The sequence below is a fragment of the Cupriavidus sp. SK-4 genome, assembly GCF_000611125.1.
GTDB lineage: Bacteria > Pseudomonadota > Gammaproteobacteria > Burkholderiales > Burkholderiaceae > Cupriavidus > Cupriavidus necator.
Window position 1 is genome coordinate 37,913 of the sequence record NZ_JFJW01000116.1, and the last position, 17,688, is coordinate 55,600.

General features: G+C 67.8%; 17 protein-coding genes and 1 pseudogene. 7 read left to right on the forward strand and 11 right to left on the reverse strand.

Annotation, left to right across the window (positions count from 1 at the left end; genetic code table 11):
• Window positions 1–353: 353 nt before the first annotated feature.
• Window positions 354–689: a cupin domain-containing protein gene (locus CF68_RS24630; protein WP_013952900.1), complete on the forward strand. Its 336-nt coding sequence runs from the start codon at window positions 354–356 to the stop codon at window positions 687–689.
• Window positions 690–700: 11 nt separating this feature from the next.
• Here CF68_RS24630 and CF68_RS24635 read toward each other — a convergent pair whose 3' ends face one another.
• On the reverse strand, window positions 701–1,585 hold the full coding sequence (locus CF68_RS24635; protein ID WP_035823919.1) for a LysR family transcriptional regulator: 885 nt from the start codon (window positions 1,583–1,585) through the stop codon (window positions 701–703).
• A gap of 122 nt (window positions 1,586–1,707) precedes the next feature.
• Here CF68_RS24635 and CF68_RS24640 point away from each other — a divergent pair, with 122 nt between their 5' ends.
• The gene (locus CF68_RS24640) at window positions 1,708–2,139 is read left to right on the forward strand and encodes a VOC family protein (RefSeq protein WP_035823921.1); all 432 of its coding nucleotides are present in this window, start codon (window positions 1,708–1,710) and stop codon (window positions 2,137–2,139) included.
• Window positions 2,140–2,156: 17 nt separating this feature from the next.
• Here the strand turns inward: CF68_RS24640 and CF68_RS24645 are convergent, their stop codons facing one another.
• On the reverse strand, window positions 2,157–2,480 hold the full coding sequence (locus CF68_RS24645) for a thioredoxin family protein (protein WP_013952898.1): 324 nt from the start codon (window positions 2,478–2,480) through the stop codon (window positions 2,157–2,159).
• A gap of 124 nt (window positions 2,481–2,604) precedes the next feature.
• Window positions 2,605–4,914, reverse strand: a complete 2,310-nt coding sequence (locus tag CF68_RS24650) for an ATP-dependent DNA helicase (RefSeq protein WP_051591670.1) — start codon at window positions 4,912–4,914, stop codon at window positions 2,605–2,607.
• A 195-nt stretch (window positions 4,915–5,109) separates the two neighbouring features.
• On the opposite strand from CF68_RS24650, the gene CF68_RS24655 reads away from it, so the two are divergent.
• Window positions 5,110–6,687, forward strand: a complete 1,578-nt coding sequence (locus tag CF68_RS24655; RefSeq protein ID WP_035823925.1) for a fatty acid--CoA ligase — start codon at window positions 5,110–5,112, stop codon at window positions 6,685–6,687.
• Between the two features lie 3 nt (window positions 6,688–6,690).
• Here the strand turns inward: CF68_RS24655 and CF68_RS24660 are convergent, their stop codons facing one another.
• The 3 genes from CF68_RS24660 to CF68_RS24670 form a co-directional block, all read right to left on the reverse strand.
• Complete coding sequence (locus CF68_RS24660) at window positions 6,691–7,164, reverse strand: RES family NAD+ phosphorylase (protein ID WP_035823927.1); 474 nt, start codon at window positions 7,162–7,164, stop codon at window positions 6,691–6,693.
• Complete coding sequence (locus CF68_RS24665) at window positions 7,161–7,676, reverse strand: antitoxin Xre-like helix-turn-helix domain-containing protein (RefSeq protein WP_035823930.1); 516 nt, start codon at window positions 7,674–7,676, stop codon at window positions 7,161–7,163. The genes CF68_RS24660 and CF68_RS24665 overlap by 4 nt, the downstream gene beginning before the upstream one ends.
• 97 nt (window positions 7,677–7,773) lie before the next feature.
• Entirely contained in the window at window positions 7,774–8,739 is a 966-nt protein-coding gene (locus CF68_RS24670) for a DNA-binding protein (RefSeq protein ID WP_035823932.1), read from the reverse strand.
• Window positions 8,740–8,852: 113 nt separating this feature from the next.
• Here CF68_RS24670 and CF68_RS24675 point away from each other — a divergent pair, with 113 nt between their 5' ends.
• Together CF68_RS24675 and CF68_RS24680 are read left to right on the forward strand one after the other, a co-directional pair.
• Window positions 8,853–9,980 (forward strand): site-specific integrase, encoded by a 1,128-nt coding sequence (locus CF68_RS24675; protein WP_035823934.1) that lies wholly within the window; start codon window positions 8,853–8,855, stop codon window positions 9,978–9,980.
• A 246-nt stretch (window positions 9,981–10,226) separates the two neighbouring features.
• The gene (locus CF68_RS24680; protein ID WP_035823937.1) at window positions 10,227–10,652 is read left to right on the forward strand and encodes a hypothetical protein; all 426 of its coding nucleotides are present in this window, start codon (window positions 10,227–10,229) and stop codon (window positions 10,650–10,652) included.
• A gap of 51 nt (window positions 10,653–10,703) precedes the next feature.
• Here the strand turns inward: CF68_RS24680 and CF68_RS24685 are convergent, their stop codons facing one another.
• From CF68_RS24685 to cls, 4 genes are all read right to left on the reverse strand, one after another.
• Window positions 10,704–10,886, reverse strand: a complete 183-nt coding sequence (locus CF68_RS24685) for a hypothetical protein (protein ID WP_035823939.1) — start codon at window positions 10,884–10,886, stop codon at window positions 10,704–10,706.
• Between the two features lie 77 nt (window positions 10,887–10,963).
• Window positions 10,964–11,275: a hypothetical protein gene (locus CF68_RS36475; RefSeq protein ID WP_084187415.1), complete on the reverse strand. Its 312-nt coding sequence runs from the start codon at window positions 11,273–11,275 to the stop codon at window positions 10,964–10,966.
• A 305-nt stretch (window positions 11,276–11,580) separates the two neighbouring features.
• A complete protein-coding gene (locus CF68_RS24690) occupies window positions 11,581–12,225 on the reverse strand; it encodes a TetR/AcrR family transcriptional regulator (protein WP_035823940.1) in 645 nt (214 codons plus the stop codon).
• A gap of 129 nt (window positions 12,226–12,354) precedes the next feature.
• Window positions 12,355–13,791: a cardiolipin synthase gene (cls, locus tag CF68_RS24695; protein ID WP_035823943.1), complete on the reverse strand. Its 1,437-nt coding sequence runs from the start codon at window positions 13,789–13,791 to the stop codon at window positions 12,355–12,357.
• A 438-nt stretch (window positions 13,792–14,229) separates the two neighbouring features.
• On the opposite strand from cls, the gene CF68_RS24700 reads away from it, so the two are divergent.
• Entirely contained in the window at window positions 14,230–14,985 is a 756-nt protein-coding gene (locus tag CF68_RS24700) for a response regulator transcription factor (protein WP_035823946.1), read from the forward strand.
• Here the strand turns inward: CF68_RS24700 and CF68_RS24705 are convergent.
• Window positions 14,982–16,829 carry a phosphodiesterase gene (locus tag CF68_RS24705; protein WP_035823948.1) on the reverse strand — a complete coding sequence of 616 codons (1,848 nt, stop codon included), beginning with the start codon at window positions 16,827–16,829 and terminating at the stop codon, window positions 14,982–14,984. The genes CF68_RS24700 and CF68_RS24705 overlap by 4 nt on opposite strands.
• A gap of 232 nt (window positions 16,830–17,061) precedes the next feature.
• On the opposite strand from CF68_RS24705, the pseudogene CF68_RS24710 reads away from it, so the two are divergent.
• Window positions 17,062–17,688 (forward strand): annotated as a pseudogene (locus CF68_RS24710) (methyl-accepting chemotaxis protein); the annotation flags it as partial.

A 17,688-nucleotide genomic window follows, 5' to 3' on the forward strand; every position in this document is an offset into this window, starting at 1 on the left:
AAGGCCCCGTCTCTTCTCCCGTTGCTCCTGAAGACCTCCCTCATGAAAACCATCCTGTTCGCGCTGCTCGGCCTTGGCGCCCTGGCCGCATCTTTTCCCCTGCCGCCGGTCCTGACTGGGCTGTGATCGAGCGCGGCCGCGCCGCTGCCAGGACCTCAGCCGAGCGCACCGCACAAGCTCGCAATGCCACGCCTTGCGCACAAGTGGACGTTGCCGCGTCGGCGCCTTCGCCGGTTACATCACGCTGAGTACTACTGAGGTGTGCGCTCCGGTGCTAGATTGAGAAGGCGTGCCGCCGCCAGGCGCCGGCCGTGCCTGACAAGCCACCCCACCAGAAGAGCGAGGAGCCGCGCATGTCCCTTCCCCATCTTGCATCCGGACAGATCGCCAGCGTGCTGCCACTAGGCACACGGCTGGACCAGACCGCGACCCAGGCCTTGTTCAAGGAAGGCCCGCTGGAAGTGATGCGGCTGGTGCTGAAGGCGGGCAAGCATGTGCCGCCCCATGCGGTGGATGGCCCGATGACCGTGCAATGCCTGGAGGGCGAGGTGCGCGTGCGGGTGGACGGCGCCGAGCGCCAGCTGCACCAGGGCGACCTGCTCTACCTCGGGCCGAGCGTGCGCTACGACGTCACCGCCATTTCCGATGCCTCGGTGCTGGTCACGTTGGTCCTGCCCGGCAGCCGCTGAGTCGTCCGGTCTTACGCCACGACAGGCTGCCAGCGCGCGCTGGCAGCCACAAAGGCATCGATCAGCGCCGCCACCGGCGCGCGGCGCAGTGCCGATTCGCGCACTAGCACGCCCACATCGCGATAGAGCGGCCCGCCCGGCAATGGCGCCTGCACCACGCCCGCGGACTGCTGCAATGGCACCAGTTCGGACGGGATGATGGCGCAACCCAGGCCAGCTGCCACCATCTGCAGGATCACGGCAGGCTCATCCAGCTCCATCCCTTCCCTGACCCATAGCCGCTGCCGCTTCAGGTAGCCGTCCACCAGCTGCCCGCCGGTGCTGTGGCGGTTGTAGCGAATGAACGGAAGCGTCTCCAGCAGCGCGCGCAGGTCTGCAGGCGCGCCGGCGGGACCGATGCCGACAAAGCCCTCGCGCACCAGCGGCACCCACTTGAGGTCCGGCGGAAAGCCCAGCCGCGGCCGGATCAGCACGGCGATATCCAGCTCGCGCGCATCCACCTGCGTCAGCAGCTGGGTGGACATGCCCGGCACCACGTTGACGTGCGAGTCCGGAAACCGCCCCCGGAAATGCCGCATCGCATCGGCCAGCAAGGTGGCCTGGACCGTGGACACCGCGCCCAGCTCCACCGGCGCGGCGTCGGCGTGCGGGCCGGCGCGGTCCTTCATCGCGGCATAGAGCTCGACAAAGCGCCGCGCCTCCGGCACCAGCCGGCGCCCGGCTTCGCTGAGCGCGACCGACTTGCCGGTGCGATCGAAGAGTACGCAGTCCAGGTCCTCTTCCAGCCGCCGGATCTGCGTGCTGACGGCCGACTGCGTCAGCGCCAGCCGCGCCGCGGCGGCGGAGAACGAGCCGGTTTCGGCGGCCACCAGGAAGGTCTGGAAGTAGCGGATCATCTATCGAAAAGTCTGATGCTCAGGGCAAAAATGATTCGCTTCATATTACGGGTTGTGCTGGCTACAATCAACGCGCTGGCCAACGCCTGCCCGCATACCGACACCCGACAAAGGCCCCCCGCATGAGCGCGACTTCCTCTATCCCCCTGTTCCACCTGGCTTTCCCCGTGCGCGACCTGGCCGAGGCAAGGCGCTTCTATGGCGACTTGCTTGGCTGCCCCGAAGGGCGCAGTTCCGAGGCCTGGGTGGACTTCAATTTCTATGGCCACCAGGTGGTGGCGCACCTGTCGCCCGAGGAGTGCGGACACCGCGCCACCAGCGCCGTTGATGGCGATGACGTGCCGGTGCGGCACTTCGGCGCGATCCTGCCGATGGCCGAATGGGAGGCCCTGGCCGAGCGGCTGCGCGCGGCGGGCACGCAGTTCGTGATCGAGCCGCATGTGCGCTTCAAGGGCCAGGTTGGCGAGCAGGCCACCATGTTCTTCCTGGATCCGTCGGGCAATGCGCTGGAGTTCAAGGCCTTTGGCGACCTGAGACAGGTGTTCGCCAAATAAGGCAGCGCGCGGCCGGGCTACGCAATGCGGCGCATGGCCTCGCGGATCGGGTCGGACTCGGTCGGGCGCACCAGCCGCGCCACTTCCTGGCCGTCGCGCAGGAACACCAGCGTCGGCCACAGCTTGATGTGAAACGACCGGCCGAGCCGGCGCCCGCTGCCGTCCTCGATCTTGAGATGGCGCAACGCCGGATGCACGGCAAAGGCCTCGGCCAGCGCCGGCTGGGCGCGCTGGCAGTAGCCGCACCACGGGGCGCCGAATTCCAGCACGGTGGCGCCCGGCAGCGCATCCACTTCCGTGCGGGTCGGCTCGGTGGCCGCGTATTGTTGGGTCATGGGCATGGATCTGGTCCTTTCGCGACAGCTGGCTGATGACATCCGCATGCCTGCCAGATTCGTTCCAGCGGCGACTCCGGGCAGGCACCGCGCAAAGAGGATGCCCCAGACCGGCCCGGCTGTGTAATTTCTACGCCGCCGTGGCGATTTCCCACCATGCCGGCAGCAGTTCGCGCACCTCGGCCGCGGCGAAGCGGTCGTCGATCAGGTAGACCACGCCCTGGTCCTGCTGCGTGCGGATGACCCGGCCCGCCGCCTGCACCACCTTGCGCAGCCCGGGATACAGGTAGGCATAGGCATAGCCCTGCCCGAACGCCTGCTGCATGCGCGCGCGGAACTGCTCGTTGACCGCGTTGAACTGTGGCAGCCCCAGCGTGGCAACAAAGGCGCCGATCAGGCGCTCGCCGGGCAGGTCCACGCCTTCGGCAAAGGCGCCGCCGAGCACCGCAAAACCGATGCCCTCGCCGCCTTCCGCAAACGTATCCAGGAACGCCGCCTGCGCGGCTTCGTCCATGCCCCGCGACTGCACCCAATGCGGAATATCCGGGTGAGACTGGGCAAAGCGGGCCACGGCTTGCTGCAGGTACTCGTGGCTGCTGAAGAACGCCAGGTAGTTGCCGCGCCGCGCGCGGAACTGGCCGGCCATCAGCGCGACGATGGCCGGCAGCGATTGTTCGCGCCGCGCATAGCGGGTGGAGATGCGCGCTGCAATCCGCACTGACAGTTGCTCCGCCCGGAACGGCGATGGCACTTGCACCCGCGCGCAATCGGCAGGCAAACCCAGCGTATCGAGGTAATAGGCGGCGGGATCGAGGGTCGCGGAGAACAGCGTGACCGAATGCGCGGCGGCAAAGCGCGGGCGCAGGAACGGGGCCGGGATGACATTGCGCAGGCACAGCCGCGCATGGTGGCCGCGGCCGCTGCGCGGCACGCGCTGGATATCGAACAGCGAATGCGCATCGAGCTGCTCGGCGAGGCGTCCAAAATGCAGCGCATCGAAATAGAAGCGCTGCAGCGCCGGATCCTGCGCGCCTGGATGCTCGGTCATATGCGCCAGTGCCGCCGCGCAGCATTCGTCCAGCGCGCGGCGCAAGGCGGCGGGCACTTCGGGCAGGACTTCATACGCGTCGTCACTCTGGCGCGCCAGCGCACTCCATTGCCGGGCCAGCCGCGTCAATGGCTTGCGCACAATGGCCGGCGCACCGCGGCGCACCTCGCGCAGCGATTGGGGGTCGAGTTCCGCGGTGTACATGGCGCGGCCGCGCTCGACCAGGTTGTGGGCCTCGTCCACCAGCACGCTCGCGCGCCAGCCATTGGCCGCGGTCAGCGCATACAGCAACGCGCTGCGGTCGAAGTAGTAGTTGTAGTCGGCCACCACCACGTCGCTCCAGCGCACCAGCTCCTGCGACAGGTAGTAAGGGCAGATCCCGTGTGCCAGCGCCAGCGTGCGTACCGCGGCGCGGTCGCGCACCGGCACGCCGCGCGCCGCTTCGCGTGCTGCCGGCAGGCGGTCATAGAAGCCACGCGCCAGCGGGCAGGACTCGCCATGGCAGGCCAGTTCCGGATGCTCACAGGCCTTGTCGCGGGCCACCAGCTCCAGCACATGCAGCGGCTGCGCGCCGTGGCCGCGCAGCGCATTGGTGGCGTGCAGCGCCACCCCGCGCCCGGTGGAGCGGGCCGACAGGAAGTACACCTTGTCGATGCCCTGCCCCGGCATGGCCTTGAGCACCGGAAACAATGTACCGACCGACTTGCCGATGCCGGTGGGCGCCTGCGCCAGCAGGTGGCGGCCCGCGCGGTTGGCGTTATAGACCGCCTGCGCCAGTTCGCGCTGGCCCGGGCGGAAACCCTGGTGCGGAAAGGCCAGCTGCGCGAGCGCGCCATCGCGCGCCTGCCGGTGGGCCAGCTCCGCCTGCGCCCAGTGCAGGAACTGCTCGCAGGTCTGCACGAAGAAGGCTTCAAGCGCCTGCGCGGTGAAGTGCTCCGCGACCGGGTGCTCGCGCTGGCTGACGATGTCGAAATAGACCACCGCGATCTCCAGCCCGGGCAGCCCCAGCTTGCGGCATAGCAGGCAGCCGTAGACCTTGGCCTGCGCCCAGTGCAGGTGGCGGTGGTTGTCCGGCACGGCGGCATCGCCGCGCACGGTCTTGATTTCTTCCAGCCGGTTGGCCGCGGGATCGTAGCCGTCGGCGCGGCCGCGCACATGCAAGGGGCCAAAATCGGCGGCAAGCGCCACCTCGGCCTGGTAGCCCTCCGCGCGCCGGCTGGTCACTACGGCATGCCCGGCCATGCCTTCCTGCGCCGATGGCGTCGGCACGAAGCGCAGGTCCAGGTCACCCGCCTTGGCGATGAACTCGCACAGCGCACGCACGGCCACCACGTAGGCCGGAGCGGCTGACGTGGCAGGCGGGGCTGGAATGCGTGGCGGGACGGCGGACACAGGAACGGGGCGCGGCGATAACTGTATGAATATACAGTATCCCGCAAGGGCGTTATCGCGTGACGGCCGCTCCGGCATAAGGAAAGAGCAAAACGTTATTTCCATGTGCCCCACCCGCCGCTCTATATTGTCCGGCTTACAAGACAACAACCACCTGCCGGCTCGCCGGCAGCGGACCACGACCGGAGCACAACCTTGACCCGCGGCACCACCCTTGGCGACACCCTCTCCTGGCCCGCGCGCTACCTGCCGCGCAAGACCGCGCTGGTCAGCGGCATCGGTGCCGGTCGACGCGCGTGGACGTATGCGGAGCTCGATGCCGAGGTCAACCGCCACGCGCACGCGCTGCAGTCGCTGGGGATCGGCAAGGGCGACGTGGTCGCGGCCTTCCTCTACAACACCCCGGCCTTCGTCTTTACGCTGCTGGCCACTGCGCGCATCGGCGCGGTCTACAACCCGGTCAACTACCGCCTGGCTGCGCAGGAACTGGCCTACATCCTGAACGATGGCGGCGCCAAGGCAGTGCTGTTCGAACAGGAAGGCGCGGGCGTGGTGGAGAGGGCGGCCGAACTGGCCCCCGGCACCGCGCTGCGCATCTATGCCGACCCCGATGCCGCGCCCGCCTTCGCCACGCATCGGCTCGACACGCTGGCCGCGGGCCAGCCGGCCACGCCGCCCGCGGTGACGGTCCATGAAGACGACCCCTGCATCCTGATGTACACCAGCGGCACCACCGGCCGCCCCAAGGGCGTGGTCCACACCCATCGCAGCAAGCTGCAGCACAACGCGATGATGCACCAGGCCATGACGCTGTCGCGCGAGGACGTGGGCCTGTCGGTGGCGCCGCTGAACCATACTGCCGAGCTGCACACCAGCTTCCTGCCGCGGCTGCAGGTTGGCGCGACGCAGGTACTGCAGCGCCGCTTCGACGCGGGCGAGGCCTGGCAACTGGTGGAAAGCGAGCGCGTCACGCATTTCTTTGCCGCGCCGACCATGGTGGGCATGCTGCTGAACCATCCGGATGCCGACGCGCGCGACGTGTCTTCGCTGCGGCTGGTGGAATACGGCGGCGCGTCGATGGCGCCGCACCTGATCCGCGAATGGGACCGCAAGATCGGCGCCGGGCTGGTGCAGGTGTATGGCACCACGGAAATGGGCCCGTGCATGTCGGTGCTTCACCCGCATGAGCAGCTGAGCCACGCCGGCTCGGCAGGCCTGCCCGCGCTCGGCCATGAACTGGTGGTGGCCAGGCTGCGCGACGACGGCGAACCGACCGCCCCCTTGCAGCCGTGCGCGCCGGGCGAAGTCGGCGAAGTGCTGGTGCGTGGCCCGTGCATGATGCAGGGCTACCTGAACCGCCCGGATGCCAATGCGCGCGCGCTGGCGCACGGCTGGTACCACACCGGCGACCTCGGCAGCCTGGATGCGGACGGCTATCTGTGGATCCGCGACCGCATCGACTACATGATCAATTCCGGCGCGGAAAACGTCTATCCGCGCGAGGTGGAAGACGCCCTGATCGAACACCCGGCCGTGCTGGAGGTAGCCGTGCTGGGCGAACCCGATCCGACCTGGGGCCAGGTCGTTGGCGCCTATGTGGTGACGCGGGGCGACGCACCGGTCAGCGCGGCGCAGCTCGACGCCTTCCTGCTGCAGGGTGACCGGCTGGCAGCCTACAAGCGCCCGCGCCGCTATCACTTCCTGGACGCATTGCCCAAGACCACCAGCGGCAAGATCCAGAAGCACATGCTGCGCGCCGGCGCCACGGCCTGAGCCTCAGACCAGACGCGCGTCGTACTGCCAGCGGCGCAGCTTGACGTAGGCCAGCCGCGCGGCGTCTGGGTGTGCCGGGTTGACCAGCACGTTGTGCTCTTCGGGGATGACGATGGAAGGCACCAGCAGCAAGGCGCTGGTGCCCGCGGCGGTCCAGGCTTGGCCGGTGTCGAGGCTGGTCTTGCCGGCGGGAATGGCATCCCAGCCAACGGGGGCGGTGTCGGCGCTCAGTTGCTGCGCGGCCGCCCATAGCTCATCGGGAATGTCGATCCGGACCAGGTAGCGGTTCAGCGGCAGCCCGCCCGCGCCCAGGTGGACCAGCGTTTCCAGGCAAGCCAGCGCGATGCTGGACGCTGCATAGATCAAGGGCGTGCCCTGCCGGTTCCAGCGCCCGCCGGTGGCCTTGGCGCCGGCGCCGCTGGCATCGTCCGCGGTGTAGTCCGGGGTGTCGGTCGCGATCCGCCAGGCTGGCCTCACGCGTACGCCCCGCTCTGCATCCTGGCGACCAGGTCGGAAACGATGCGCTGGCCGGCGAGCGTATCCATCAGCTCAGCGGGGCGGCGCCCGCCCAGCGCCGGCGACGGCTGCTCGAGCCACTGCGCCACCCACTGTGCCGCGCTGAAACCGCGCGGATCGCCCGAGCTTTCCACCAGCGCCTGGACCTGCCCGACCAGCCGGGCCATGCCCAGCACACGCTCGCTCTGCTCGCTCGACAGGTTCTGGTGCGCCCGTGCCTTGCGGTCCACGGTGGCGCGCGGCAAGTCCAGTGTCTTGATCAGCTGCTCCTTGGTCGTGCCCATGGATTCGGCCAGGCGGGTCAGGTCTGAAGCCGGCACACCTTCGCGAATCGCGCGGATGACCGACATGGCGCCTTGCGTCGACAGGCTGGCCTCATAGACGGCGACGTAGTTGTTGACGCTCAGCTCGGGCGGAGCCGGGCGTTCATGAGCCAGCGGATAGCGGCCTTCGGGAGTGAGCGTGAGCGGCATGGCAGACCTCATCAAATGAGCATTCAGTATAGCTCAATTGACAAAAGCCACCTGGGCACCCGCCATGCATCCCTGAATTGGCACTGCACCAGGTGCACTATAAGCCTCGCGTGCGCCGCCGACTGCCCTTGCCGGCGGCCAGCGCAGCGCGGGCCGGCCGTGTGCGGCGGACTGCCGGATTGGCGGGGCCGGCGCTGGCCGTGGTTGCGGCATCCGCCTGGTCGCGGTACTCGGCCAGCAGGCTTTCCCGCTGCCGCACCCGTTCTTCCAGCACCGCGAGCGCCTGGCCAAGGCGGGTCATCTCGCTGCCCTGGCGCGACGCAGCCTCGGCGGCACGCGTCAGCCGCTCAACGGCCGCCTTGCGCTCGGCTTCCAGCAGCTTCTGGGCTTCCCTGGCCGCCACGCGCGCGGCGTCCAGCTCCAGCGCCATGCGGCGCTCATTGGCGGCGGCGCGCTGGGTCACGGTTTCCCGCTCCTGGTCCCACGCCGCCCGCTGCGCGGCGAAATCCTGCTGTATGGCGTTGTGTGCCGACAGCGCCGCGGCCGACTCTGCGCGCATGGTCCCCGTCTGTTGCTGCAAGGCAGCGGCCGCTGTTTCAGCACGCATGGCGCGCTCCGTGGCATCGTCTCGGGCCCGTGTCAGTTCCGCCATGGCCGTCTCGGCCCCTTCCAGTCGGGCCTGCATGACCTGGCGTTCCTGCGCCAGCGCTTCGCGCTCCTGCTCCAGTGCCGCCCGGGCCTCGGCCAGCGCCGCCTCACGCTGCACCAGCGCGGCCTCGGCCGAAGCCTTGGCTACCTGCAGCGCCGCTTCCCACAGGTAGCGCGCTGCCTCTGTGACTGGCTCCGGGCATCCGGGTGCGGGCGCAAAGCCCTGTGGATCCTGGATACGTCCACCCAATGCCGCAAACCAGGCGTCCAGGTGCGGGCTGACCGTATTGGGCGAGCCCCGCCCCAAGTGCAGGCGGATGCGTTCGATGGTGGGCCGCTGGCCGGCCTTGAGCAGGCTGTCGGCGGCCTGCCAGACGTCGTCTCGGGTAATGCCACGGCTGCGGAGGGTTTCCATGATGGGATCCGGCAAATAGTCTGTGAGAGGACAAATAAGGCTCAATAATGGAGACTTATCGGCTGTTATTTGTCTTTTTCGTATGATATATTACAGCATACATCATATTTAATATGATAAAAATCAGAGAAGCCCACGAGGCCTACTTTCCACCGATCGCATCCGATGTCGAACTACCGGCGCCGCTTCGTCCGTCCGAACTGGATCCTCTTGCCGAGCAAGCGGCCAATGCCTTGCGCCGCGAAGGCGAATCCCAAAACACGGTGGCAAGCTACCGGTCCGCATTGCGCTACTGGTCTGCCTGGTATGCCCTGCGCTACCGGCAACCTGTGCGGCTCCCGCTCGCGCCTGCCGTCGTCATCCAGTTCATCGTCGACCACGCCACGCGCCAGACGCCGCAAGGTCCTGTCTGCGAGATGCCCGCGGCCATCGACCAGGCGCTGGTCGCTGACGGATACAAGGCACGACCCGGCCCGCCCGCGCTGTCCACGCTGACGCACCGGCTGGCGGTACTGGCCAAGGCCCACCGCCTGCAGGCCCTGCCCAACCCCTGTGCCGAAGCTGCGGTGCGCGAACTGATGGCCGGCATCCGGCGTGCCTATGCGCGACGCGGACAGCGGCAGGCGCGCAAGGCGGCGCTGACCCGCGATCCGTTGCTGCGCCTGCTCGATACCTGCGATGACTCGCTGCGCGGCCTGCGCGACCGCGCGCTGCTGCTGTTCGCCTGGGCTAGTGGCGGGCGCCGCCGCTCTGAGGTCGCGCGCGCGACCCTCGACCACCTCACCCGGCTTGGCCCCGGTGATTTCGTCTACGCACTGGGCTGGTCCAAGACCAACCAGTCAGGCAACGAGCGCGCCGATACCGCCAAGCCCGTCACCGGTGCCGCCGGCCAGGCGCTGGAAGCATGGCTTGCTGCCGCCGGCATCAACAGCGGGCCGCTGTTTCGCCGCATCCGCCGCGGTGGGCATGTAGGAGAAGGTTTGTCCGATGCGGCGGTAAGCCGCATCGTCAAGACGCGCTGCGCATTGGCGGGACTGGAGGGCGACTACTCAGCGCATTCACTGCGCTCGGGCTTTGTCACCGAGGCTGCTGCGCAACAGGTGCCGCTGGCCGAGACCATGGCCATGACCGGCCACGCAAGCGTGTCGACGGTAGTGCGTTACTTCCGCGCCGCGGACGCGCGGCGCTCGCGTGCTGCCGACCTGCTGGCGCAAGCGCCGCAACCCGCCGAAGGCGACTGAGGGCGGCTTGCAACTGGCGCCAATCATGCCGCGCAGCCGGCGCAAATACGGGTATTTCGCTAGCTGGCAGCGCTGGCTCGGGCTGCGGGGGGTGCCTATACTGGCAGCGCGCCGCACAGTGCCAGGCATGGCCGGCCGCGCCCGGAGAATCCGGCAGGCAATCGCCACTGGCACGATGTGCAGCGGCGGCCCATGGGATGCAATTGCGCACCACCTGCCTGGACCGGAACAAGTAGAAACGCGGAGATGGGGATGCCCAACGAACAATTCCTCGCCACCCAGGAAACCCGGCGCTCGGGGCTGAAAGCCCTGCGAGCTGCCTTGCTGCAGGTTCACAAGGAAGTCATCGGCTACGACAGGACCCAGTATGAGCGCCTGAACGGCCCGATTCCGGCAGGCCTGTTTGTGCAACTGGTGACTGAAGACAACTACTTCCGCTGGCTTGACCCGCTGTCGCGCCTGATCATCGAGATAGACGAAGAGCTGGAGGCCAAGGAACACCACGACGAAACCTGCCGTGCAGTCGGACGCGCGGCGGAAAGACTGTTCAGCGACGGTTCTGATCCGGCTTTCCGCAAGCGTTACCAGGAAGCCCTGCAGGACGAGTCCGGCGTCATCGTGGCGCACGGACGGCTGATGTCGGTGATCGGGCAGCTGCGCCAGTTGCCATAGCACGCCGGATCGCGCGGGCGCGTTGCGCGCCCCTCGGCATAGCCTGCCCGCCTACTTCGCCGGTTTCGGTTCCGGCCCGGGTTTGCGCGGCGCATGGGTATCAACTGCCACGGGGTCGCTCGCCGGGAACGTCTCTTTCAGCGCCTCGTCCAGTTCGCGCTCGATCAGTTCATCCTTCCGCTGCTGTTCACGGGAGGCTGGCGTCTGGTGCTTCTGCGTTGCGGGCTTGGTCATGGCGATGGGGCTCCGTTGGCTTCCATGAGCGGATGGTAATCCCCTGCAGGCCGCATTGCCATCACAGCGACGCAGGCTCATCGGCCCCTGCCGCCGCGCCCGCCCCCATGCCAGCCGCCGTGCCCACGGCCACCACCGCCATGCCAGTGATGCCCGCCGTGTCTGCCGTGACCGCCGCCGTGGATATAGGTAAAGCTGCCATAGAAACTACCGTAGCCGGGCCAGGGACGGTAGTACGGGTAGTACGCCGGCGCCGGGTAGCCGTCGTAGTAGGCAGAGGAAACCGGATAGGCCGGATAAGCGGGGTAGTAAGGGTCGCCTGCATAGGGATAGGCGACGCAGCCAGCCAGCACCGCCACACAGAGGGCCGCTCCCAATCCATATCGCATGATCCGCTCCTCACCGTGGCGCCGGCGTCCGGCTGCCTGACAGCAAGTTAGACTGTTCTGCAGGCTGCGCAATTCCTCGAAATGCGGCCGCGCCCTGATGACGCGCAGCAATCGACGTGCGTATATCGAGACAATTCAGGGCCATATTTAAGAAATGTCCGATATTCAGATGAGAAGCAACGGAATACAGTCCTCTTGCACCCGGCCCGCGGGTGCCCCGACTGAGCCAGGTTGACCCCCTTCCTGGTTCCTTACACTGCCACGATGGTTCTCGCCATCGTGGCATTTTTTTCGCCGCGATCCTGCTACAGGCCCTTCTCGACCATGTCGAGCAAGCGCTGCCCGAGGATCTCTGCCTGCTCCTTGGCGCGGCTGCGCAGCGGGCCGTCGATCAGCAGGATGGCCAGGCCGTGCACGGCCGACCACGCCAGGTACTCCGCACCCGGCCGGCGCTCGGGCGGCAGCAAGCCGGCTTCCACCAGCTTGTCGAGCGCCGCGCCCAGCAGCTGGAACGGATTGAGGCCGCTGTTGCCTGCCTTGGCCGGGTCGGCATCATCTTCCACTTCATCCGGCACCGAAAACGCGGTGCGGAACAGTCCGGTCTCGGCCAGTGCAAAGCGCAGGTAGCCGGTGCCGACCGCACGCAGGCAGGCACGCGCATGCGCGGCGGCCCCGCGGCCCGGGCGCAGCCCGCCGATTTCACCTTCCATGGCAATGGCAAGCGACGACAAGGCCGAGGCACGCACCGCCTGCAGCAGGTCCTGCCGGCTGGCAAAGTGCCGGTACGCGGCATTGGGTACCACGCCGGCTCGGCGCGTGGCCTCGCGCAGCACGATGGCGTCGGGGCCACCCTCGCGCGCCAGGTCGATGCCGGCGTCCAGCAGCGCGCGGCGCAGGTCGCCGTGGCGGTAGGTGGCGCGCGCCGGGGGCGCGGGGACAGCCCGGGTCATGCGGCCCCCCTTGAATATGGATAACGGTTCATGATGTGCATACGCTTATAGTGAACAGTGTACACAATCAAGCCGCAACAAGTCTGTTGCATTGAGGATTGCAGGAACCAGCGGACCGGAACGCGGGCTTCAGAGGATTGGCGCAAACAGCTTGGCGACGTGCATCGCCACGCGCAGCGGCGCCGGCGCGTCGAGGAACTCGTTCAGCCCGACGCGCCGGGCCTGGGCGAAGTCGGCTTCGAGCATGGTGGCCACGCTCGCGGCAAAGCCCTTGTCGGCGGTCATCACCATCAGCTCAAAGTTGAGCCGGAACGAGCGGTTGTCCAGGTTGGCCGTGCCGACGGCCGCGGCTTCGTCGTCGATCAGGATGACCTTCTGGTGCAGGAAGCCCGGCTGGTAACGATACAGCTTGATGCCGGCGGACACGGCCTGGTACGCATAGATGGTGGAGGCGGCATAGACCACCAGGTGATCGGGCCGCGCCGGAATCAGGATGCGCACATCCACGCCGCGCAGCACGGCCAGCCGCAGCACCGCAAATACCGCCTCGTCGGGCACGAAATACGGCGACGTGATCCACAGCCGGTGGCGCGCCGCCTGGATGGCCTCGACAAAGAACAGCGAACAGGTCTCCTGCGCGTCGGCAGGGCCTGACGGCACCACCTGGCAGGTCATGCGCCCGCCCACCTCTGGCGGCGGCATCAGCAGATGCGGCACCTCGCGCGCGGCCCAGAACCAGTCTTCGGCAAAGGCCATCTGCAGGTCCAGCACGGCGCTGCCGCGCAGCGCAATATGGGTGTCGCGCCACGGCGCCAGTGGCGGGCGTTCGCCCAGGTATTCTACGCCGACGTTGTGGCCACCGACAAAGGCCTCGCTGCCATCGACGACCACCAGCTTGCGATGGTTGCGAAAATTGAGCTGGAACCGGTTGACAAAGCCGCGGTGCGTGGAGAACGCGCGCGCATCCACGCCAGCTTCGATCAGCGTGCGCACGTAGCTGCGCGGCAGCGCGTGGCAGCCGATGCGATCGAACAGGAAGTACACCTTGACGCCAGCCCGCGCGCGCTCACACAGCAGCGCCTGCAGGCGCTGGCCCAGCGCGTCGTCATGCACGATGAAGAACTGCACGATCAGCACCTGGCTGGCCCGCGCGATCGCGGCAAAGATCGCCTCGAAGGTCTGCTCGCCGTTGACCAGCAAGCGCACGTCATTGTTGGCCAGGCACGGCATGCCGGTCAGCCGGGGCAGCGCACGCATGCAGGCCTGCGCCGGCGCATGGACCACGCAGGCGCTGCGCGCCTCGCGCTCGCGCGGGGTCATGCCGTGGCGCAGCTCGCGCAGGTGGTCGTCATTGAAGCGCCGTGCATCGACGTAGCCGGCGAAGGTGCTGCGCCCGAAGATCAGGTAAGGCACCAGCGTGAAGTACGGCATCATCAGCAGCGACCCCGCCCACGCGATCGCGCCGGGCGCGGTGCGCACCGTCATGACGGCATGCAGGGCGGCCACCACGCCGACGGCGTGAAAGCACAGGACGATGATGGCGATGACACTCGGGCTCTGCAGCATCGGTGGGCTTGAGTCCCCGGACCGGAACGCGATGCGCGCTATTTTGGCACACCCTGCCCGGATGTTGACAGCACGGCGCCCATAACGCCCACGCGCTGCCTTCTTTTTTGGCACGCCGACAGCATCACGGTGCCAGGCCGCAGTTCGGCCACTGCGCCCTGGCTTGTCCACAGGAGCTGTGGACAACTTTCCATATCGCCATCGGCCCCGCCGACATGCGCTCCCTCACGCCAACAACGCGAGCGCCATCAAAAAACAGCAGAAATTTCAGAAATGTCTGATTGTCCTGTTGACCACACTTTTTGTACGCTTGCTGCTTGCGAACGGTAGTGCTGCGTGCGCGCGCGCCTGGTGCCTGCCTTCGTTCCATCGCTGTCCCCGGCTCCTGCCCTACCGCGGTCCGGCCGTCCCTGCCACGGCTCTCGTATTTCGCCATCGATGAATATTGCGCTGCTCATGGGCAAGTCGCCCCAACTCCGGCCGGTGCCGGAACTGCTGGCACGTTCCGGTTATCGTTGCAACGTGTTTGAAACGGGCCGCGACCTGATCCACGGTGTCAACCAGGTACCGTTCGACATGCTGCTGATCGATGACGAGTTGCCTGACCTGCCAGCCATCGACGTTATCCGTGCCGTTCGCTGTGCGCGCTCACGCGATGTGTCCATCATCATGCTTGCGGCCGACAGCAGTGAAGACGGCCTCGTCGATGCCCTCGATGCCGGCGCTGATGACTACGTGTGCCGCCCGCTCAATGTGCGCGTGCTGATGGCACGCATCACGGCGCTGCGCCGCCGGGTGACCGGCGAGCGCCTGCGCCAGGGACTGGTAGTGCGCGTCGGCCCCTATCAGCTCAACAGCGTGGGCCGCTTTGCCACGCTGCGCGACGAGCGCATCGAAATGACGCCGAAGGAATTCGACCTGGCCATGCTGTTGTTTACCAATGTCGGCAGGGTCCTGTCCAGCGACCGCATCCAGCAGGCGGTGTGGCGGCATGAACTGGCGCCGCTGTCGCGGGCACTGGCGGGACTGATCTCGCGCCTGCGCAAGACCCTGCGCATCGGCATCGCCAACGGCATCGTCATCACCGTCGTCTACGCGCACGGCTACCGGCTTGACGTACTGGAAGGGGGCGACGCGCCCAGGCTGCCCGCGGCGGGCCGCCAGGTCACCAGCCGCAGGCAGCCGGACCGCTAGACCGACAGCGTCGCGGCCAGCGACAGGAAATCCAGCACGGCCATGCCGGTTGCCGAGCGCTTGGCCTCGCGCTTGGCCGCCGCCGCAGCGGCGCCAATATGCTGGCTGCCCAGCCGCTGCAGGCCCGCCACGCCCTCTCCGCTCACACACACCACGCCAACCGCCATCGACACCGGCGCAAAGAATACCGGCCGCCCGTGCCGGTCTTCGCCATGCATGCCGCCGGCGCTGCGATCGGCGGGCGAATACATGGCGCGCGCCGCGTCGTTGAAGCGCCGGATCGCAACTTGCAAGCGCGCGGCCCAGTCGCTGCTCTGGAACAGCACCAGGAAGTCGTCGCCGCCCACATGGCCGAGAAAATCGCGTGCGGGATCACAGGCCTCGGCCAGGATGGCGGCCGCGCCTTTGAGCATCTCATCGCCCTTCCAGTAGCCATACTTGTCGTTGAAGGGCTTGAAGTGGTTCAGATCGACATAGCAGGCGCGGAACTCGCTGGCGGCTTCGATCAGGCGCTCGATATGCTGGTTCAGCGGGATGTTGCCTGGCAGGAAGGTCAGCGGATTGGCATAGCGCGCCGCCTCCATGCGCACTTCGGTGATGGCCCGGATCAAGTCAGCGCCGGTGCCCAGGCCGATATAGCGGCCCTGTTCGGTGATCACGAAACCATCGGCAAGCGAGCGCGTGTTCTCGCCGGACAGGATCTGTGCCATCTCCTCCAGGCTGGCGCGATGGTCAAAGCAGGCCGGCTCGCGGTTGGCCATGGCAATGCAGGCCTTCTTGCCATACAGCTCACGATGGAACGGCGCCGCGTAGCGGTCGATGAAAGCCTGGCGGCTGATGATCGCCAGCGGCCGGCCTTCGTCATTGACGACGGCCACGGCCTGCAGGTCGGGCTGGTCCTGGAAGATGCGCAGCACCGCGTCATTGCTGGTGGCAGGCGACACGGTCGGCGCGGGCCGCAGCAGGCGCCCGGCGGTGATGCCCGACCAGCCTGAGCGCACCATTTGCGGAAACACGGCGATATGCCGCGAAGCCAGCGCCTGGTGCACGTGCTGCGGCGCCTGCGCGGCCGGCCGCGCCACGGGCCGGCCCACGTAGTAGCCCTGGGCGCCGGTCACGCCAAGGTCGCGGATCACGGCAAGCTCGTCTTCGTCTTCGATGCCTTCGGCGATCACGCGCCCGCCAAAGGCGCTCATCACGCGCAGCAGCGCGCGCAGGATCTCCAGCCGGCGCGAACAGGACGCAATGCCCCGCACCAGCGATTTGTCGATCTTGACGAACTGCGGCGACAGGTGCGCCAGCAGGTCGAGGTTGGCATGCCCGGTGCCGAAATCATCCAGCGCGTACTGCATGCCGAGCTCGCGCAGCACCGCCATCGCCTGGGCAAAGCTGGCCGCATCGCCGATCGGGGTCTGTTCGGTGATTTCGATCACCAGGCGCGACGGCGCAATGCCGGCCTCCAGCAGCGCCGCCATCAGCCGCCCGCGCTCGGCCAGCAGGTGCCGCAACGTCATGGGGCTGAAATTGAGGAAGAGCTTGCCGGGCAGGTCCAGGCTGCGCCAGGCGGCCAACGCAGTGCGCGCCGCGTGGATCTCCAGCGCCATGGTCGCGGCAACGCCCTGCGCCAGCCGGAACAACGCGTCGGGGTTCGCCCAGGGCGAGCCCGCCGGGCCCCGGATCAGCGCCTCGTAGCCGAGGATCTCGGCATTGTCGGCCTGCACGATCGGCTGGAATACCGCGTGCAGCGGCGGCAGCCGCGCACGCGCAAGCGCCGCTGCGATGGGGGTATCAGATGCGACAGGTGCGCGGTCGTGCAAAGGCGTGGCGGCAGGCAGGCCTGTCATGGAGGGAAATCCGGGGATCGAGCAAGATGGGCGAGCGACATTGCATGACATGGATATGACAGCGTGATGACAAAAATCCTCATTCCATGTCACGCCGGCGTCACGTTGATGACCGACCATCCGTGCGCCGCCTGCGACCGCCCCGGACAGAGGACAGCGCGCGCGGCAATTCGGGTCAAGCCCGGGCCGTGCATCCTTCTGGATGCCAGCGCGCCCGTTTGGAGTCTTCTCCGTGTTGCAAGTCATCAAGACACGCCTGCCCGGCCGCAGCCGGGCAGCTGCCCCCGCGCGGCTGTTCGCGCGGTTTTCCGCACGACTGGGCCGCCTGCCGCTGGTGGCGCGCCTGTGCGCCGCCTTTACCCTGGTGTACCTGTTCGGCGCCGCCGTCGGGTTGACCGGCATCGCCAACCTGGTCTCGATCAAGGCGCGCACCGACACCCTGTACCAGCACGACATGCACGGTGCCATCTCGGCCGAGCGCGCGCAGTCAGCACTGGCCACCCTTGGCCGTGCCCAGTTGGCGCTGACCATGGCCACCAGCAGCACCGAGCGCGACGATGCCGCCGCCGACGTCGCGCGTGGCCTGTCGCAGCTCGATGCTGCGCTGGCCGGCGTACGACAGGCCGCCGCGGCACAGGCCGCGCCGCTGCTGCGCGAACGCCAGCGCACCGGCGAGCTGGTGCAGGCCTACGTGGCGCTGCTGCGCAAGCAGCCGCTGGACTCGCTGCAATTCGACAGCGCGGTTTCGGTCGACGGCCACTTCGTCACTGAACAGCTGCAATCCCTCAGCCGGCAGGTGGAAGCCGTGCGCCAGCAGCAGGAACAAAAGGCCGCCGCCACGGTGGCCAGCGTGGCGGCC

What these genes read in the sequence shown, in the direction of transcription:
- CF68_RS24645 (WP_013952898.1), bottom strand. Translation starts at nt 2,480, where the DNA reads ATGCCCATGACCCAACAATACGCGGCCACCGAGCCGACCCGCACGGAA.
- CF68_RS24690 (WP_035823940.1), bottom strand. Translation starts at nt 12,225, where the DNA reads ATGACCCGGGCTGTCCCCGCGCCCCCGGCGCGCGCCACCTACCGCCAC.
- CF68_RS24630 (WP_013952900.1), top strand. Translation starts at nt 354, where the DNA reads ATGTCCCTTCCCCATCTTGCATCCGGACAGATCGCCAGCGTGCTGCCA.
- CF68_RS24640 (WP_035823921.1), top strand. Translation starts at nt 1,708, where the DNA reads ATGAGCGCGACTTCCTCTATCCCCCTGTTCCACCTGGCTTTCCCCGTG.
- CF68_RS24665 (WP_035823930.1), bottom strand. Translation starts at nt 7,676, where the DNA reads ATGCCGCTCACGCTCACTCCCGAAGGCCGCTATCCGCTGGCTCATGAA.
- CF68_RS24700 (WP_035823946.1), top strand. Translation starts at nt 14,230, where the DNA reads ATGAATATTGCGCTGCTCATGGGCAAGTCGCCCCAACTCCGGCCGGTG.
- CF68_RS24635 (WP_035823919.1), bottom strand. Translation starts at nt 1,585, where the DNA reads ATGATCCGCTACTTCCAGACCTTCCTGGTGGCCGCCGAAACCGGCTCG.
- CF68_RS24705 (WP_035823948.1), bottom strand. Translation starts at nt 16,829, where the DNA reads ATGACAGGCCTGCCTGCCGCCACGCCTTTGCACGACCGCGCACCTGTC.
- CF68_RS36475 (WP_084187415.1), bottom strand. Translation starts at nt 11,275, where the DNA reads ATGCGATATGGATTGGGAGCGGCCCTCTGTGTGGCGGTGCTGGCTGGC.
- cls (WP_035823943.1), bottom strand. Translation starts at nt 13,791, where the DNA reads ATGCTGCAGAGCCCGAGTGTCATCGCCATCATCGTCCTGTGCTTTCAC.
- CF68_RS24675 (WP_035823934.1), top strand. Translation starts at nt 8,853, where the DNA reads ATGATAAAAATCAGAGAAGCCCACGAGGCCTACTTTCCACCGATCGCA.
- CF68_RS24685 (WP_035823939.1), bottom strand. Translation starts at nt 10,886, where the DNA reads ATGACCAAGCCCGCAACGCAGAAGCACCAGACGCCAGCCTCCCGTGAA.
- CF68_RS24680 (WP_035823937.1), top strand. Translation starts at nt 10,227, where the DNA reads ATGGGGATGCCCAACGAACAATTCCTCGCCACCCAGGAAACCCGGCGC.
- CF68_RS24670 (WP_035823932.1), bottom strand. Translation starts at nt 8,739, where the DNA reads ATGGAAACCCTCCGCAGCCGTGGCATTACCCGAGACGACGTCTGGCAG.